An 18162-nucleotide genomic window follows, 5' to 3' on the forward strand; every position below is an offset into this window, starting at 1 on the left:
TAGTGATTCGAAAGGGTTCGAAGGGGCCGTCCCCGAGAACCCGTAGCTGAAAAACCCAGGGAGGGGGTTTTTCAGCATCCTGATAGACGCGCAGGTCGGGGCCTGCCCCGGCACCCTCCCGGCGCCCCGGGAATCGTCGGGACGAGCCCCGACCCGCGGCCCGCCCGAGGGGCCGCCGGGATCCTCTCTTGGAGAACGCCATGACCGCGACGCTGTACGGCCCCAGCCTTCTTACCGAGCACGACGTGTACCTCTTCAAGGAAGGCCGGCACTTCCGCCTCTACGAGAAGCTCGGGGCCCACCCCCTGGAGCACGAAGGAGCCGAGGGGACGCTCTTTGCCGTGTGGGCCCCCAACGCGCAGGCGGTGTCGGTGCTGGGGGAGTGGAACGGGTGGGATCCGGGGGCCCATCCCCTGCAGCCCCGCTGGGACGGCTCTGGGATCTGGGAGGGCTTCGTCCCGGAGGTGGGCCACGGCGCCCACTACAAGTATCGGGTAGAGGGGCCGGGGGGCTTCCGAGCGGACAAGGGGGACCCCTACGCGACCCGCTGGGAGCCCCCCCCCCGCACCGCCTCCATCGTCCACGGCCTCGACTACGCGTGGGGCGACGGGGAGTGGATGGCCTCCCGGGGGAGCCGAAACGCCCTCTCGGCGCCCATGGCCGTCTACGAGGTCCACCTGGGCTCCTGGCGTCGCGTGCCCGAGGAGGGGGATCGCCCCCTCACCTACCGGGAGCTCGCCCCCCGGCTGGCCGAGCATTGCCGGGAGATGGGGTTTACCCACGTGGAGCTCCTCCCGGTGATGGAACACCCCTTCTACGGGTCCTGGGGCTACCAGACCACCGGCTACTTCGCCCCCACCTCTCGGTACGGATCGCCCCAGGACTTCATGTTCCTCATCGACACCCTGCATCAACACGGCGTGGGGGTGATCCTGGACTGGGTCCCCTCCCACTTTCCCTCCGACGAGCACGGCCTGGCCTACTTCGACGGTACCCATCTCTACGAGCACGCCGACCCCAAGGAAGGGTTTCACCCGGACTGGAAGAGCTACATTTTCAATTACGGCCGAAACGAGGTGCCGGAGTTCTTGATCTCGAGCGCGCTCTTCTGGCTCGACCGCTACCACGCCGACGGGCTGCGGGTGGACGCGGTGGCGTCCATGCTCTACCGGGACTACGCGCGCAACGAGGGAGAGTGGGTCCCCAACCGGTACGGGGGCCGGGAGAACCTGGAGGCCATCGAGTTCCTGAAGCTCCTCAACCGAACGGTGTACGAGCGCTTTCCCGACGTGCAGGTCGTCGCCGAGGAATCCACCGCCTGGCCCATGGTCACGCGCCCCGTGCACGTGGGGGGGCTCGGGTTCGGCCTGAAGTGGAACATGGGGTGGATGCACGACACTCTGGAGTACTTCTCCCAGGATCCCATCCACCGCAAGTACCACCACGAGCGGCTCACCTTCAGCCTCTGGTACGCCTTCACCGAGAACTTCCTCCTGCCCCTCTCCCACGACGAGGTGGTGTACGGCAAGGGGTCGCTCCTGCAGAAGATGCCCGGGGACGACTGGCAGCGCTTCGCCAACCTGCGCGTGCTCCTGGGCTATCAGGTGGCCCACCCGGGAAAGGTGCTCCTCTTCATGGGGGGGGAGTTCGGCCAGCGCGACGAGTGGTACCACGAGAAGAGCCTCGACTGGCACCTCCTGGAGGAGGAACCCCACCAGGGGGTGCACCGCTGGGTCCGGGACCTCCTGGCCCTCTACCGGGGGGAGCCCGCCCTCTTCGAGAAGGACTTCGCCGAGGAGGGGTTTTCCTGGGTGGACTGCCACGACGCGTTGCAGAGCGTGGTGAGCTTCCTGCGCCGGGGCCGGGACCCGGGCCGGGAAGTCCTGGTGGTCGCCAACTGCACCCCCGTGCCCCGGCCCAACTACCGGGTGGGGGTGCCCCGGGGCGGGTTCTGGCGCGAAGTGCTCAACAGCGACGCCCGCGTTTACGGAGGCGCGGGGTGGGGCAACGTGGGGGGGCTGGAGGCGACCCCCGTGCCCTCCCACGGCCACTACCAATCCCTGAGCGCCACCCTGCCTCCCCTCTCCATCCTCTTCTTCCGGCCCGACGGGTGAGGGCGATGTTCGAGCCGCACACGCGCCGGGCGGGCGCCCTCCCGTCGCCGGACGGGGGAACCCGGTTCTCCGTGTGGGCGCCGGGGCGCCGCAGGGTCGAGGTGTGCGTGCGCGGCCCGCTGGAAGGGCGACGGGAGCTCTCCCCCCTGGGTGCAGGGTACTGGGGCGCCCACCTTCCGGACGTGGCCGACGGCACCCTGTACTCCTTGCTTCTCGACGGAGAGCTGGAGCGCCCCGACCCCGCCTCGCGTTGCCAACCCGAGGGAGTCCACGGCCCGTCCCAGGTGGTCGGGGAGTCCTTCCCTTGGGGCGATGGAGGCTGGGCCGGCCGGGAGCTCCCGGAGCTCGTCTTCTACGAGCTCCACGTGGGGACCTTCACCCCGGAGGGCACCTTCGAGGCGGTCATCCCCCGCCTGCCGGAGCTGCGGGACCTGGGAGTCACGACCCTGGAGCTCATGCCCGTGGCCGCCTTCCCGGGGGCGCGCAACTGGGGCTACGACGGCGTCCATCCCTTTGCGGTCCAGGCCTCCTACGGGGGTCCGGAAGGTTTCAAGCGCCTCGTGGACGCGTGCCACCGCCAGGGGCTCGCGGTCTTCCTCGACGTGGTCTACAACCACCTGGGGCCCGAGGGGAACTACCTGGCGGACTTCGGCCCCTACTTCACCGACCGGTATCGGACTCCCTGGGGCCGGGCGCTCAACTTCGACGGCCCCGACAGCGACCCGGTCCGGGCCTACTTCGTCCAGAACGCGCTCCAGTGGCTCGAGGAGTACCGGTGCGACGGCCTGCGGCTCGACGCCATCCACGCCATCGTCGACACCAGTGCCCGCCCCTTCCTCCAGGAGCTGGCCGAGGAGGTGGAGGCCCTGGAGGCTCGGCTGGGACGCCGGCTCCACCTGGTGGCGGAGAGCGACCGCAACGACCCCCGGTTCGTGCGCCCGCGCGACCAGGGGGGAGCCGGGCTCGGGGCCGAGTGGTGCGACGACTTCCACCACGCCCTCCACGCCCTGCTCACCGGGGAGCGGCGGGGCTACTACGCCGACTTCGGAGAGGCCGAGCACCTGGCCAGGGCCTACGGGGCGGGCTTCGTCTACTCGGGGCAGTACTCCCGCTACCGCCGCCGCCGCCACGGGGCCTCCTCGGCGGACCTGCCGGGGGAGCGCTTCGTGGCCTTCGCCCAGAACCACGACCAGGTGGGCAACCGGATGCACGGTGAGCGCCTGGCGGCCCTGGTTCCCTTCGAGAGCCTCAAGGTCGCGGCCGCCGCGGTCCTCCTCTCCCCCTACCTGCCCCTCCTCTTCATGGGGGAGGAGTACGGCGAAGACGCGCCCTTTCTCTACTTCGTGAGCCACGGGGACCCGGAGCTGGTCCGGGCCGTCCGGGGGGGACGCAAGGCCGAGTTCGCCGCCTTCGGCTGGGCCCAGGAGCCCCCCGACCCCCAGGCCGAGGAGACCTTCGCCCGTTCGCGGCTGCGTTGGGAGCTCGGCCTCGAGGGCCGTGGCCTCGCCCTGCGGGAGTTCCATCGGGAGTGCCTGCGCCTGCGGCGGGAGCTCCCGGCCCTGCGGGGCCTGGACAAAGCCGGCCTGGAGGCGGCGGTCCTGGAAGGCCGCAGCGCCCTGTGGGTGCGCCGGGGCCGGGGCGAGGAGGCGGTGCTCCTGGGCCTGAACTTCGAGACCGCCCCCGTCACCCTGACCGCCCCGGGGGGGCCCTGGCAGCTCCTGCTCGACTCGGCCGCACGGCGCTGGGGAGGTCCGGGCGCCGCCGCCCCCGCCCAGCCTCCCGGCGGGCTCACCCTGCGCGGGCCGGGAGCGACCCTTTGGGTGCGGGTCCCAGCAACAAAGTAGATCGAACCGGAGAGGAGCCCCGATGGACCGCTGCGTCTGCATCCACGCCCACTTCTACCAGCCGCCCCGGGAGAACCCCTGGCTCGAGGTGGTGGAGCTCCAGGACTCGGCCCACCCGTACCATGACTGGAACGCCCGCATCACCGCCGAGTGCTATGAGCCCAACGCCACCTCCCGCATCCTGAACGGGGAGGGCCGCATCGCCGACATCGTGAACAACTACTCGAGGATCAGCTTCAACGTGGGCCCCACCCTCCTGTCCTGGCTCCAGGTCCACGCCCCCGAGGTCCACTCCGCCATGGTCGAGGCCGACCGGCAAGGCCGGGAGCGCTTCTCCGGACACGGGGGGGCGCTGGCCCAGGTGTACAGCCACCTGATCATGCCCCTGGCCAACTCCCGCGACAAGCGCACCCAGATCCGGTGGGGGATCGCCGACTTCGAGAGCCGGTTCGGCCGCCCGCCCGAGGGCATGTGGCTGGCGGAGACCGCCGCGGATCTGGAGACCCTCGACCTCCTGGCCGAGGAGGGGCTTCGGTTCACGATCCTGGCGCCCCGGCAGGCTCACCGCGTGCGCCCACTGGGAGGGGAGACTTGGGAGGAGGTGGGGGACGGGATCGACCCCCGGGTCCCCTACCTGTGTCGCCTCCCGTCGGGCCGCGAGATCGCGCTCTTCTTCTACGACGGGCCCATCGCCCAGGATCTGGCCTTCGGCGGCCTCCTTAGCGACGGGGTCACCTTCGCCCGGCGCCTGGAGGAAGCCTTCGTGCAGGAGGACCCGAGCCCCCAGCTCGTCCACGTGGCCACCGACGGGGAGAGCTACGGCCACCACCACCGGGGCGGCGACATGGCCCTGGCCTACTGCATCCACCATCTGGAAGAGAAGGAGTCGATCCGGCTCACCGTCTACGGGGAGTTCCTGGAGCTCTACCCCCCGGAACGGGAGGTGGAGATCCACGAGGGGAGCTCCTGGAGCTGCATCCACGGCGTGGAGCGCTGGCAGGCCGACTGCGGCTGCAACTCGGGGGGACACCCGGGGTGGAGCCAGGCCTGGCGGGGACCCTTGCGGGCCGCCATGGACTGGCTCCGGGACAGCCTGGCCGGCCCCTACGAGGAGGCGGCCGGCGCCCTCCTACAGGACCCCTGGGCGGCCCGGGACCGATACGTGGAAGTCCTCCTCGACCGCAGCGAAGCCAACGTGGGCTCCTTCCTGGAGCGCCACGCGACCCGGGAGCTCTCCGCCGAGGAGAAGGTGCGGGCGCTGCGCCTCCTGGAGCTCCAGCGACACGCGCTGCTCATGTACACGAGCTGCGGGTGGTTCTTCGACGAGCTCTCGGGGCTCGAGACCGTGCAGGTGCTCCAGTACGCGGCCCGAGCCCTCCAGTTGGCCCGGGAGGCCTGCGGGGTCGACCTGGAGCCCGGGTACGTGGAGCGTCTGAAGGCAGCCCCCAGCAACCTCCCCGAGCTAGCCGACGGCGCCGAGGTCTTCACCCGCTACGTGCGCCCCGCCGCCCTGGACCTGCTCCGGGTGGGCGCCCACTATGCCATCTCGTCGGCCTTCGAGGACTACCCGGAGACGACCCAGATCTTCTCCTATACCGTCCGCAACGAGCGCCAGAGCCGCACCGATGCCGGCAGGCAGCGGCTCGTGGTAGGCCGGGCCCTGGTGCACTCGTCCATCACCTGGAACGAGGCCGAGGTGAGCTATGCCGTGCTCTCCCTGGGGGACCACAACGTCCTCGGGGGAGTACGGGAGTTTCTGGGGGAGGAGGCCTTCGCGGCCATGGCGGCCGAGGTCAAGGAGCCCTTCCTGCGCAGCGACGTGCCGGAGGTCATCCGGGTGATCGACCGCCACTTCGGGGACCATACCTACTCCCTGTGGCACCTCTTCCGGGACGAACAGCGCAAGGTCCTCGACCAGATCCGCTACACCACCCTGGAGGAGGTGGAAGGGACGCTGCGCCAGATCTACCAGAAGAACTACCCCATCATGAACTTCCTCCAGAGCCTCGGGATCCCCCTGCCCAGGGCGCTCCGGATGTCCGCGGAGTTCGCCGTCAGCGCGGAGCTCGTGGGGCTCTTCCGGGCGGAGGAGGTGGATTCGGAGCGCCTGGCCGCCCTCCTCGACGAGGTCGGCCGGTGGTCCCTCGAGATCGACCGCCGACTCCTGGGCTTCGTGGCCGGCCAATGGCTCACGGAGCGCACGGAGCACTGGGCGCGAGACCCGGCCCGTCTCGGAGAGCTCGAGGCGGCGGACCGCGTCCTCACCCGGCTCGCGCCGGCGGGGGTGGAGCTCAACCTGCGCAGGGCGCAGAACGTCTTCTTCGAGGTGACCCGCCGCCTCGCCGGTCCCATGGCCGCCGCCTCGGGAGACGGCCGGGAGTTCGCGGCCGACTGGATCGAACACTTCCGTCGCCTGGGGGACCACCTGGGCGTCCGGGTGGAGCCGTGAGGATCCCCTCGGCGACCTACCGGCTGCAGCTCGGGCCGGGCTTCGGATTTCCGGAGGTGGCGGCCCTCCTGGAGTATCTGGAGGCACTGGGGATCACCGACCTCTACTTTTCCCCCGTCTTCCGGGCGCGCCCCGGGAGCGCCCACGGCTACGACGTGCTCGACCCCACCCGGCTCAACCCCGAGTTCGGCAGCCCCGAGGAGTTCCGGACCCTCGCCGAGGAGGTGCGCCTCCGAGGCCTGGGCTGGCTCCAGGACATCGTCCCGAACCACATGGCGTACGACGGCCGAAACCCCTATCTGGCCGACATCCTCGAGAACGGCGAGCAGTCGGCGCACCGGAACCTCTTCGACGTGGACTGGAACCCGCCCTTCGAGAGCCTGCGGGGCCGGGTGCTCGCCCCCCTGCTCGGCTCCTTCTACGGCGAGGCTCTGGAGCGGGGCGAGATCCGGATCGTCTACTCGGAGGAGGGATTCCGGGTGACCTACTTCGACCAGGCATTCCCCCTGGGCATCGACTCGTACCCAGACCTCCTCGCCCCGGGGGTGCCGGGGCTCCGCCGGGCCCTCGGGGAGGACGACCCGGACTTTGTCCGCTACCTGGGGGTCCTCTACACCCTTCGCACCCTGGCCTCTACCCAGGAGTTGGAGGAACGGGGGGCGCAGGTGCGTTTCATCAAGCGGCTGCTCCGCGAGCTCTATCGGGGGAACCCCGAGGTCCGCCGGGCGGTGGACGCAGCCCTCGCGGCACGCAACGGCCGGCCGGGGGAGCCGGAGAGCTTCCAGGGTCTGGACAGGCTTCTCTCCGGTCAGGGGTTCCGGCTGTGCTTCTGGAAGGTGGCCACCGAAGAGCTCAACTACCGGCGGTTCTTCAGCATCAACGAGCTCATCTCGGTGCGGGTGGAGCGCGAAGAGGTGTTTCGGGAAACCCACGCGCTGGTCCTGGACCTGGTTCGGCAGGGCATTGCCACCGGACTCCGGGTGGACCACGTGGACGGCCTGTACGATCCCGGAGCCTACCTGGAGCGGTTGCGCAGCGAGGCCCCCGAGGCCTACGTGGTGGTGGAGAAGATCCTGGAGCCCGGGGAGGAGCTCCCTGCCGCGTGGCCCGTCCAGGGCACCACCGGCTACGACTTCCTCAACTGCGTCAACGGCATCTTCGTCGATCCCCGCAGCCGAAGGGCCTTCGACCGGCTCTACGCCAGCCTCCGCGGGGTGCGGGAGAGCCTCTCAAACCTCGTATACGAGAAGAAGAAGCTCCTCCTCTACCACCACATGGCGGGGGACCTGGACAACCTGGCCCGCCTCCTCAAGGAGATCTCGGCCTCCTACCGCCACGCCATCGACATCACCCTGTACGGCCTCAAGCGGGCCCTGGCGGAGGTGATGGCGGCCTTCCCCGTGTACCGCACCTACGGAGGGAGCTCCTGGTCCCGCGAAGCCGACTCCGCCTACCTTCGGGAAGCCGTGAAGCGAGCGCGGGAGCGGTGCCCCGATCTCGTCAACGAACTGGGCTTCCTCGAGGGCTTCTTGCTCCTGGAGTTTCCGGCCTGGCTCCCGGAGCCCGACCGGGAACGCTGGACCCACTTCCTGAAGCGGTTCCAGCAGTACACCGGGCCGTTGACCGCCAAGGGGTTCGAGGACACGGTGCTCTATGTGTTCAACCGCCTCCTGGCCCTCAACGAGGTGGGCAGCAGCCCGGAGCGGTTCGGAACGCCCGTGGAGGAGTTCCACACCTTCAACCGCCGGCGCCTCGAGACATGGCCCCACGCGCTCAGCGCCACCGCCACCCACGACACCAAGCGGGGCGAGGACGTGCGGGCCCGCCTGGCGGTGCTCTCGGAGCTCCCCGAGGAGTGGTCCCGGGCGGTGGGGAGCTGGCGGCGGCTCAACGCCCGGCTCCGCCGGGGCCGCAAGGGCCGCAAGCTCCCCGACCGCAACGACGAGTACGCCCTCTACCAGACCCTGGTGGGAGCGTGGCCGTTTTGCCCCGAGGAGGTTCCCGCCTTTCGCGAGCGACTGCGCAACTACCTGGTCAAGGCCGTGCGCGAGGCCAAGGTCCACACCGGCTGGCTCAAACCCAACGCCGAGTACGAAGAGGCTTACGTGGCCTTCGCGGAAGGCGCGCTCGACCCCGGAGGTGACTTCCTGCCGGAGTTCCTCCCCTTCCAGCGCCGGGTGGCCCACCACGGCGTGATCAACTCCTTGAGCCAGGTGCTCCTGAAGACCGCCTGCCCGGGGGTTCCGGATTTCTATCAGGGGACCGAGCTCTGGGATCTCTCGCTGGTGGACCCGGACAACCGCCGCCCGGTGGACTACGAGCTTCGCCGGCGCCTCCTTGCCGACATCAGGAACCGCTTCGAGGCAAGCCCGCCACTCCTCTTGGCCCATCTCCTAACCCACCCGGAAGACGGCGGGGTCAAGCTCTTCCTCGCCTGGCGGGGCCTGGGGGTCCGCCAGGAGCACCCCGCTCTGTTTCAGGAGGGGGACTATCTCCCCCTCGACGTGGAGGGCCCCTACGCCGAGCACGCGGTGGCCTTCGCCCGGCGCCTCCGGGGCCGGTGGGCCCTGGCCGTCGCGCCGCGCCTCACCGTCGGCCTGGTGGGGGAAGGCGCTTGGCCCCTGGGGGAAGCCGTGTGGGGAGACACCCGCCTGCGGCTCCCGGCAGGGGCACCGGCCACCTGGTCCGACGCGTTCACGAATCTCCCCGTGTCCGGCGCGGAGGAGCTGCCCGTGGGGACGATTCTGCAAAATTTTCCAGTGGCTCTCCTGCTGGGAGCCGAGGGCTGAGGCCGCCCCGGAGAGCTCCCGCCGACCCCGCCGACCGCCTCAGGCCCACAGCCGCAGCCGGCCCCGAACCGCTTCGTGGGAGAGGAGAAGTGCGGCAGCATTCCAGGACTGCCCGCGCATCCCCAGGGGCTCCCCCCTGAGCCCGTGGAACCACTCGTAGAACCCCCACTCGCCGACCCGGTTGGCCTCGGCCAGGCGTGCGAGGGCGCAGCGGGCGTCGTCCGTCCTGCCCAACCGGGCGAGCAGCAGCACCCAGAAGCCGCCCAGGAGAGGCCAGGCACCGCCGTTGTGGTACTGATGCGGCAGGTTCTGGCGGTGGCGGCCCATGTAGGCGCGCCACAGGGGGGAGTGTCTCGGGATGGGCTCGAGCACGGAGCGCACGGGCCACGGCTCGGCCACGGACGCCCTCTCCAGCGCCTGCGCGATCTTCACCGCCCGGGAGGAATCGGCCAGCCCGGTCAAGACCGCCAGGAGGTTGCCGAACACATCGCCCTCCTCGCCCCAGAACGAGAAATTCACGAAGCTCAGGTAGAGCTCCGAGGGTTTCGCCCGGTTGCGCACGTAGTGCACCAGGAGCCGGGTGCGGCGGTGGCTCGGCACCACGTTTCCGAAGGGGAAGAAGAGGAAGTTGGCGAACTCCCGGGTCTGTTCCGCGCCCGGCAGGCCGTAGAGGCGCTTCACCCAGTACCAGAGGGCATTGGAGTAGAGCACGAAGCCCGACCGAGGCATGATGTCGGCCCAGTCGCTGGCCTCGTTCTGCTGCAGCAGCCCGTTGGCGGGATGCTCCTGGCAAGAGAGCCAGCGGATTGCCCCCTCTGCATTGTCTCGCAGCTCGGCGCCGAGCCCCGGAGCCAGCCCCAGCCGCTCCCCCAAGCGCAGGGCGATGAGCCACCAGAGGGAGGCGTCGATGCACCCGCCGTACCAGAAGTCCGCTTCCCCCGTTTCCGGGCGCACGAACTTGGGAATCTGGCCGTTGGGCGCCTGGCCGCGAGCCAGCGTGCGCAGTCCGCGCTCGGCGGCATCCCGGAGCTCGGGTTCCCCCGACATCGCCATGGCCAGGGCGCAGATCGAGGCGTCTCGACCGAACACCGCGCCGTAGTTGCGGCGTTCGGCACGGGGATCGGCCCGACACGCGCGCACGCCCCAGGTCGTGGCATTCTCCCGCAAGAGTTCCAGTGAGCGGCGGTGTGCCTCGCAAAGCAGGGGATCGCGGCGCTCGTCGGGGTCAGACACCGGGCCTCCGGAAAAGGGGGCAGGGAAGGCACGCAGGGCAGCCCCCCCCTCCAAATCGGTATCGGTATCGACTTCGATTTCGATTTCGACGGGAGAGAGCTCGGACGCTCCTTCAGGGGTCCATCCGTTCCAGCGCCCCCAGGAGCTCCTCGAGGCGCGGCACGAGCTCTTCGCGCTCGCTGCCGGCCCGGTCCAGGAGGCCCAGGAGGTGCTCCAGGTCGAGCACGAGGGCCTCCACCGTCTCGCGGTAGGCCTGGACCCAGGCGGCGGCCAGGGCCTCGAGGCTCTTTCCCAGCACCTGATACTTCACCTGCTCGTTGTACTGGAGAAAGTTGGCTCTAGCCTCCTCGGCCAGGAGCGCGCGCACGGCTTCGGCCCCGTCGGAGAGCAGCGAGCGGGCAAAGGTGGTGCGCTCCCCCTTGCCCGTGAGGCGCCGGGCCCATCCCGCCGCGAGCTTGCGCGTCCACTGGCCTGCAAAGGAGAGCACCCGGTCCGCCGCGAACTGGCCGACGGCGTAGGTGACCGCCGAGAAGAGGGGAATCGTGGTGCGTCCGATGGAGGGATCGAGGGCCGGGAGCTCCAGGGGGGGCACGGCGATGCCCAGGGCGCCCGCCTGCCGGCGGTAGGCCTCGACGCTCTGGACCAGAAGCTCGGCGGGGGGGTGGGCCGACTCGCCCAGGGCGCGGCTCGCTTCGGCCCAGAGGGCTCGGATCCGGTCCACCGCCCGGGGGTTGACCGCCTCGACCTTGTAGCGATGGAAGGCGGCGCGCATCTCCTGGTAGATGCGCGCCATCTGCCGCAGCAGCTTCTTGCGGTCCGTCACTTCCAGCGCCGCGGGAGGGGGCTGGAGGGTGCGCAGGTGGTCCTGGACCTCGAGGGCGAGCGCACCTCCCGATGGGTGAAAGGTGGCGTCCACCTTGCGAAACAGCTCGGTCCGCAGGGAGGAGGCCATGCCGGTGAGCGCGCTCTCGAACCCCGCCAGGGCGCCCTGCACCCGCAGCTTCGCGGCACCCAGGGCGTCCTTCTCGGCGGCCAGATCCCGGGCCTGGGCGCCCGCCAGCACCAGGGCCGCCTCCACCCGGGAGCGCAGGGCGCCGGCCGCCCGGCGCACCACGGCTTCCCTGGCGCTCTGAACCCGCCGCTCCCGCCGGGGTCCCACCTCGTCCTCCAGGAGCCGGAGGAAGGCGGCGTAGTCGTCGGGGGCGGATGCGGGAGACTCCTGCCACAGCTCCAGCAGGAGCTCCTCCTTGCGGGAGAGCGCCGCTCCCCCACGGCGCAGGCCGGTGAGCAGCGCCTTGAGCGCGGAGAAGGTGTGGATCGGCACGTCTCCGGCGAGATTGCGAACCTCGGACGCCACCCGGTCCCGCAGGCCGGCCAGGTCCTCGGCACTGCCGTGCTCGGCCAGGTCGGCGTTGAGGACGAAACGGGTGGCGTCCACGAGGCCCAGGGCCTTGATGTCCCGGAGGAAGCGAAGGTCCGCCTCCCGCAGCCCCACCCGGCTCGACACCACGTAGACCACCAGGTGGGCCCCGAGCAGGTATTGCTGGACCAGTTCCATGTGCCGGGGGTTGGGGGAGTCGTAGCCCTGGCAGTCGGCCAGCTCGCACCCCGGGGGAAACGGCAGGCCGGGAATCTCGAGCACCAGGTCGTCCACGTAGGCGGCCAGGGCGTCGTGGCCCGCGAAGTCCCGGTGCCGGTCGAAGGCGTCCGGGCCGAACTCCACCGTGCGGGGCTCCTCGGCCACCAGGTCTGCCACCCGCGCCTGGCCGTCCACGTAGGCGCGCAGCAGGGCGACGTTCTTGTCGAAGAACCCGCCCTCTCCCAGCACCTCGTCCCCCAGCTCGCCAAGCGCCCGGCTCAGGCGCTCCCGGTCCCGGGCCGTGCGCAGGTCGACGGGCCGGCCGTCGTCCCCGGCCCCGAGGAAGAGCGCGGCGTCGGTGGCCTCCCGGTTCACCTCGGCCCACCCCTTGAGACGCATGCGGGCGACCCACGCGGGGCCGGGCCGTACCCGGGTGACCAGGGACGTGACGATGCCGGCCCCCCGCTTGAGCACGTCGTGCCCGATGAGGGCGTTGACCAACGTGCTCTTGCCGCTCTTCACCGTGCCGGCCACGGCGATGCGCAGCCCCTCGGCCTCACCCCCCAGGCTCTGGAGTCGGGCTTCCCAGGGGGGCACGCCCTCTGCCTGCGCCCCGAGGAGCTCGCGCACCGTGCCCGCCAGAAACAGCAGCGACCTCGCCCGGTCTCCCGTGTCGTGTGTTCGTCCGTCTTCCAAGCCCCGCACCCCATCTGCAAGAGGAAGCCCGAGACCCTTGGCGCGCCGCCGGGTCCCAGGGGAAGGTCATACTAGACAGGGGGTTTCGAAGGTGTCAATTGCGGGGAGAAAGGACCGCAGGGACGGCAAGGACCCCAGCTTCAGCCGGGCCGGGAGATAGGTCGGGTTACGCTTCGCGAACCCGACCTACGGCTTCACGCTTCACCCTTCACCCTTCACTCTTCACGTCCTCCCCGTGCTGCCGAAGCCGCCCTCGCCTCGCGCCGAATCGGCGGAAAATGCCTCCACCACGGCAAAGTCGGCCCGAACCACGGGAACGAAGAGCATCTGGCAGATGCGGTCCCCCGGCTGGATCGTGAAGGGTTCGGAGCCCCGGTTCCAGACGCCGATCCCGACCTCCCCGTGGTAGTCGGAGTCGATGAGGCCCACAAGGTTCGAGAGCACCAGGCCGTGCTTCATGCCCAGGCCCGAGCGGGGAATCACCACGGCCGCCAGCCCCGGGTCGGCGATGCTCAGGGCCAGGCCGCTGGGGACGAGGCGGGTCTCCCCCGGGGCCAGGGTGAGGGCCTCCGGGATGCAGGCGCGCAGATCCAGGCCCGCCGCCCCCTCCGTGGCGTAGGCCGGCAAGGGAATGCGGCTCCCCAGCAGGGGGCTGACGATCCGAAGCTCGATCCTCACGGGCATCCCAGCCCTCCTCCCTCGACCGAACCCTTGCCCTCGCGGCGCCCCGGCGTGAAACCGCCCCGGCCTCACCGGCTGCGGCGCGCGTGCACGCTCCGCAGCCGCTGCACGAGGAGGCGCGCCCGCGCGGGCTTGGCGAGGCAGCCGTCGGCCCCGGCTGCCCGCCACGCAGCCGTCTCGGAGGCGCCCCCGGTGCTGTAGGTAAGGATCGCCGCGGGGCCGGGCGCCCGGGCGCGCAGCTCCCGCAGGAGGTCCGTGCCGCCTCCCGCGGGCAGGCGCGGCTCCACGAGGCACCCGAGCCATCCTCCCCGGCTCCAGAGCTCCAGGGCCTCGGCGGCGGTCCGGGCGCAGGTGACGGCGAAGTCGCCCCCGAGCCCCTCCGCGAGGATGCGGGACGCCTCGGGATCGGCATCGATGACCAGCACCCTGGCCCCGACGACGTCCGGCGGGCGCTCCGGCGCCTCGCTGGCTCCGCGGTACACCGGCAGCCACAGATGGAACGCCGCTCCAGGCAGCGCCCCTGGATCCCGGCCCCGACCCTCGGCCCAGACCTCGCCCCCGTGGGCCCGCACGACCCCCCGCACCATGGCGAGCCCGAGCCCCAGGCCGGCGGAGCCGAACTCGAAATCGCCGCTGTGGTGCCCCATCGCGCTCCCCAGGCTGCCGAAGCGCTCGAAGAGGCGGTCGGCGGCGGCCCCAGCCGGTATGCCGACCCCCGTGTCCGCGACGGTGAACCGGACCCCCGTCTGGCCATGGCGTTGCTCGGCGCGGGCCTCGGCGCGGACCTCCCCCCCGTCGGGGGTGGAGCGCGCCGCGTTCTGCAGGAGCTCCAGGAGCACGTCCCGGCCCGCCTCCCGGTCCAGGGCCACCGGGGCCAGCCCCTCGGGCACGACAGCCGCCCACCGCAGCTCTCGGTCTCCGGCCAGGACCTCGGCCTCCGCCACGCACCGGGCAGCGAGCTCGCGGGGGTCCACCGGGCGGGGCAGGTAGGTCCAGGGGGTATCGGCCCGTGCCTCCGCCGTCACCTTGTCGAAGAGGCCCGCGAGCCGATTCGCCGCAGCGGCAATCCGCCGCATCCAGTCGCGCGCCCGCTGGGAGAGGGGTTCGTCGGCACGGTCCAGGAGGAGCTCGGCATACCCCTTGATGCTCACCAGGGGCGTGCGCAGCTCGTGGGAGAGCCGGGCCAGCGCCTCGGAAGCAGGGGCGAGGCCCCGGCTCTCGGCTGCCCGATCGGCCAGCCGCCGGAGCAGCGCTGCCGCGAGGAGGGGATCGTCCGCCAGCGCCTGGGGGCGAGCGCCCCGTCCCAGGAGCAGCGCGAAGAACCCTCCGCCCTCGTCGGACGCCGCCAGGGCCCAGGCGACCTCGGGCAGCGCCCCGGCGAGGGGCAGGTCCTGGAGGGCAGGGGGTGGCAGCAGCGCAACCCGGCCCCGCAGCCCCTCCCACAGGGCCTCCTCGGCCGGCCCGGGGGCCTCCTCCCACCGGGCCCGGGTCCCGGCGGGCAGCTCGGTAGCCAGGAGCAGCCGCCGGGCAGCGGGAGGCCAGGGAATCCACAGGGCGGCGTGCTCGGCTCCCGCCAGCTCGCACAGGGCCGACAGGAAGCCGCTTCCGCGCCGCTCCTCGAGGCGCAGAAGCCCCCGCTCCCAGTCGCCGGGCGCCCTCACGGCTGCTCCAGATCCAGGATGTCGACCCCGGCCAGGTACTCGGTGGTCTGGTACCGGGTGATGTGTTGGATGCGGCGAACCTCGAACGCCACCTTCTCCATGGCCCCCAGCAGGAACTCCAGCTCCCCGGTGGAGGCGTCCGGCTCGGCCCGGCGGGCCAGGAGGACCTCGAGCTTCAAGAGCGCCGCGGTCAGCGGCTGGTTCAAGGCGTGGGCGATGCCCCCGGTGGTCTCCACCAGGACCCGCAGGCGTTCCTGGTGGAGGGCCGCCTCCCGGGCGGCCTGGAGCTCCAGGAAGAGGCTGCGCAGCCGCAGAGCCGACCGCACCCGTGCCCGGAGCTCCGCGACGTGGAACGGCTTGATCACGTAGTCGGTGGCGCCCGCCTCCAGGCCGGCCACCAGGTCCTCGGCGCTGCTGCGGGCCGTGAGGAGGATGACCGGCACCTGGCCGAACTCGGGCCGGTCCTTGAGGCGCTCGAGCACCTGGAGCCCGCCCATCATCGGCATCATCACGTCGAGGATCAAGAGATCGGGGACCAGGCCCTCCTCGATGCGGTCCAGGGCCTCCTGGCCGCCGGAGGCCCCTTCGAGCCGCAACGTCTCTTGCTCGAGCACCGCCTCCAGGAGGGGGAGGATGGCCGGATCGTCGTCCACCACGAAAACCAGAGGCCTGGCAGCCCCGGCCCCGATCATCTCCAACCCTCCACCGCCCCGGCGGTCCAGGAGGAGTCCTCTCCCGGGTGACACCCGCCGCACCCGCGCGAGGCCTTCTGGGCGATGCCAGGGGGGAGAGCCGGAGCGCCCGAGCGTCCCTCACGGCGGACCCCGGCCCGAGGGGCCAAACTCCCCACGGCGGCCTATGCCCCGGACACCGCAGCCTGGGCCGCGGCCAGGCGCGCGATGGGCACCCGGAAGGGGCTGCACGAGACGTAGTCGAGCCCTGCCCGGTGGAAGAACGCGATGGAGTCGGGGTCGCCCCCGTGCTCTCCGCACACCCCCACCTTGAGGCCGGGCCGCGCTGCCCGCCCCCGCTGGGTACCCACGCTCACGAGCTGCCCGACCCCTTCCTGGTCGATGCTCTGGAAGGGGTCCTCGGGGTAGATGCCCTTCTGCACATAGAGGGGCAGGAAGGTGCCCGCGTCGTCCCGGCTGAACCCGCAGGTCATCTGGGTCAGGTCGTTGGTGCCGAAGCTGAAGAACTCCGCCTCGGCGGCGATGCGGTCCGCGGTGAGGGCGGCCCGGGGCACCTCGATCATGGTCCCCACCAGGAAGGGCAGGTCCGGGACACCCTTTTCGGCCTTCACGGCCTCGGCCACCTCCAGGATGAGGGCCCGTTGGTCCGCAAGCTCCGCCACGTGGCCCACCAGCGGCACCATGATCTCGGCCCGGGCGTCGACCCCCTGCTGGCGCAGCTCGGCCGCCGCCTCCAGGATGGCCCGGGCCTGCATGCGGGTGATCTCGGGGTAGCTCAGCCCCAGGCGGCACCCCCGGTGCCCGAGCATGGGGTTGAGCTCGTTTAGCTGTTCCACCCGGGCTCGCACGGCCTCCGGGTCCTTGCCCATGGTGCGGGCGAGCTCGGCGATCTGCTCCTCCTCGTGGGGCACGAACTCGTGGAGCGGGGGGTCCAGGAGCCGCACGGTGACCGGGAGCCCCTCCATGGCCCGGAAGAGCCCGGCGAAGTCCTCCTTCTGGTAGGGCAGGAGCTTGTCCAGGGCCCGGGCGCGCTCCTCGGGGGTCTCGGCGAGGATCATCTCCCGCATGGCCCGGATGCGCTCCTCCCCGAAGAACATGTGCTCGGTGCGGGTGAGTCCGATGCCCTCGGCCCCGAAGCGCCGGGCCTGGGCGGCGTCCTCGGGGCGGTCGGCGTTGGCCCGGACCCCCAGCCGCCGCACCCCGTCGCAGTGGGCCAGGAACCGGGCGAGCACCTCGTTCTTCTCGGGATCCAGGACGATGAGGGGGAGCTCCCCCGCGTAGACGGCACCCCGCGTGCCGTTGACGGTGACCACGTCGCCCTCGCGCAGCACGGTCTTGCCCGCCGTCACCGTGCCGGCGGCCACGTCGATGTCGAGGGCGGCGCACCCCACCACGCAGGTCTTGCCCCAGCCCCGGGCCACCAGGGCCGCGTGGGAGGTCATGCCCCCCTTTGCCGTCACGATGGCCTGTGCCAGGTGCATGCCGTGCACGTCCTCGGGGCTCGTCTCGGCCCGGACGAGGACGACCTGCTCACCCCGCGCCCCGAGCTCCTGGGCCCGGTCGGCCGTGAGGACGATCTTGCCCACGGCGCCCCCGGGGCCGGCCGGGAGCCCCTTGCAGAAAGGCGCGGCGTCCACTTCCCGGGCCGGGTCCACCATGGGGTGGAGGAGCTCGTCGAGCTGGGAGGGGCGCACGCGCACCACGGCCTCCCGAGGTGTGATGAGCCCCTCGCCCACCATCTCCACCGCCATGCGCACGGCCGCGGGGCCGTTTCGCTTGCCGGTGCGGGTCTGGAGCATCCACAGGCGCCCCTCCTCCACGGTGAATTCGATGTCCTGCATGTCCCGGAAGTGGCTCTCCAGGTTTGCCCGAATCCGCAGCAGGTCCGCGTAGGCCGCGGGCATGGCCTCCTCCAGGGTGGGCAGGTGCCGGTTCGTCTCGGTCTTGCAGGAATCGTTGATGGCGTCGGGGGTGCGGATGCCCGCCACCACGTCCTCCCCCTGGGCGTTGGGCAGCCACTCGCCGTAGAAGACGTTCTCCCCCGTGGCGGGATTGCGGGTGAAGGCCACCCCCGTTGCCGAGGTCTCCCCCCGGTTGCCGAAGACCATGGCCTGCACGTTCACCGCCGTGCCCCAGTCGTCGGGGATGCCCTCGATGCGTCGGTAGTGGACGGCGCGCTTGCCGTTCCAGGACTGGAAGACGGCCCCCACCGCCCCCCAGAGCTGCTCGCGGGCGTCGTCGGGAAAGGGCACGCCGAGCACCCTTCGCACCAGCTCCCGGAACTCGCCGCACAGGGCTTCCAGATCCCCGGCGGTGAGCTGGGTGTCGGAGGTGCACCCCCGGGCCTTCTTCAGGGCCTCCATGCGGTGCTCGAGCTGGACCCGGACCCCCTGCCCCTCCGCGGGCTCCACCCCGGCGGCCTTC

Annotated in this window: 9 protein-coding genes and 1 pseudogene; 4 read left to right on the top strand and 6 right to left on the bottom strand. The window is 71.5% G+C overall.

Annotation, left to right across the window (positions count from 1 at the left end):
* Positions 1-200 precede the first annotated feature (200 nt).
* The 4 genes from glgB to treY are packed head-to-tail and all read left to right on the top strand — an operon-like array spanning position 201 to position 9196.
* Entirely contained in the window at positions 201-2114 is a 1914-nt protein-coding gene (glgB, locus tag AB1578_13810) for a 1,4-alpha-glucan branching protein GlgB (GenBank protein ID MEW6488977.1), read from the top strand.
* A 5-nt stretch (positions 2115-2119) separates the two neighbouring features.
* Positions 2120-3958 (top strand): malto-oligosyltrehalose trehalohydrolase, encoded by a 1839-nt coding sequence (treZ, locus tag AB1578_13815; GenBank protein ID MEW6488978.1) that lies wholly within the window; start codon positions 2120-2122, stop codon positions 3956-3958.
* Positions 3959-3980: 22 nt separating this feature from the next.
* The gene (locus AB1578_13820; GenBank protein ID MEW6488979.1) at positions 3981-6407 is read left to right on the top strand and encodes a DUF3536 domain-containing protein; all 2427 of its coding nucleotides are present in this window, start codon (positions 3981-3983) and stop codon (positions 6405-6407) included.
* Positions 6404-9196, top strand: coding sequence for a malto-oligosyltrehalose synthase (gene treY, locus AB1578_13825; GenBank protein MEW6488980.1), 2793 nt, complete (start codon positions 6404-6406; stop codon positions 9194-9196). The genes AB1578_13820 and treY overlap by 4 nt, the downstream gene beginning before the upstream one ends.
* A gap of 39 nt (positions 9197-9235) precedes the next feature.
* Here treY and AB1578_13830 read toward each other — a convergent pair whose 3' ends face one another.
* The 6 genes and pseudogenes from AB1578_13830 to ppdK form a co-directional block, all read right to left on the bottom strand.
* On the bottom strand, positions 9236-10429 hold the full coding sequence (locus AB1578_13830; GenBank protein ID MEW6488981.1) for a glycoside hydrolase 100 family protein: 1194 nt from the start codon (positions 10427-10429) through the stop codon (positions 9236-9238).
* 112 nt (positions 10430-10541) lie between these two features.
* Positions 10542-12563: pseudogene (locus AB1578_13835) on the bottom strand (dynamin family protein).
* 363 nt (positions 12564-12926) lie between these two features.
* A complete protein-coding gene (gene dut, locus AB1578_13840) occupies positions 12927-13388 on the bottom strand; it encodes a dUTP diphosphatase (GenBank protein ID MEW6488982.1) in 462 nt (153 codons plus the stop codon).
* Positions 13389-13453: 65 nt separating this feature from the next.
* Positions 13454-15046 carry a hybrid sensor histidine kinase/response regulator gene (locus AB1578_13845; protein ID MEW6488983.1) on the bottom strand — a complete coding sequence of 531 codons (1593 nt, stop codon included), beginning with the start codon at positions 15044-15046 and terminating at the stop codon, positions 13454-13456.
* On the bottom strand, positions 15043-15738 hold the full coding sequence (locus AB1578_13850; protein ID MEW6488984.1) for a response regulator: 696 nt from the start codon (positions 15736-15738) through the stop codon (positions 15043-15045). The genes AB1578_13845 and AB1578_13850 overlap by 4 nt, the downstream gene beginning before the upstream one ends.
* 164 nt (positions 15739-15902) lie before the next feature.
* Positions 15903-18162, bottom strand: a 2260-nt coding sequence (gene ppdK, locus AB1578_13855) for a pyruvate, phosphate dikinase (protein ID MEW6488985.1), incomplete at its 5' end; no start/stop codon positions are given.

It is taken from the genome of Thermodesulfobacteriota bacterium (assembly GCA_040756475.1).
GTDB lineage: Bacteria > Desulfobacterota > Deferrisomatia > Deferrisomatales > JACRMM01 > JBFLZB01.

Coding starts and splice junctions, on each gene's coding strand:
- AB1578_13820 (MEW6488979.1), top strand. CDS start 3,981: ATGGACCGCTGCGTCTGCATCCACGCCCACTTCTACCAGCCGCCCCGG.
- glgB (MEW6488977.1), top strand. CDS start 201: ATGACCGCGACGCTGTACGGCCCCAGCCTTCTTACCGAGCACGACGTG.
- treZ (MEW6488978.1), top strand. CDS start 2,120: ATGTTCGAGCCGCACACGCGCCGGGCGGGCGCCCTCCCGTCGCCGGAC.
- AB1578_13850 (MEW6488984.1), bottom strand. CDS start 15,738: ATGATCGGGGCCGGGGCTGCCAGGCCTCTGGTTTTCGTGGTGGACGAC.
- dut (MEW6488982.1), bottom strand. CDS start 13,388: ATGCCCGTGAGGATCGAGCTTCGGATCGTCAGCCCCCTGCTGGGGAGC.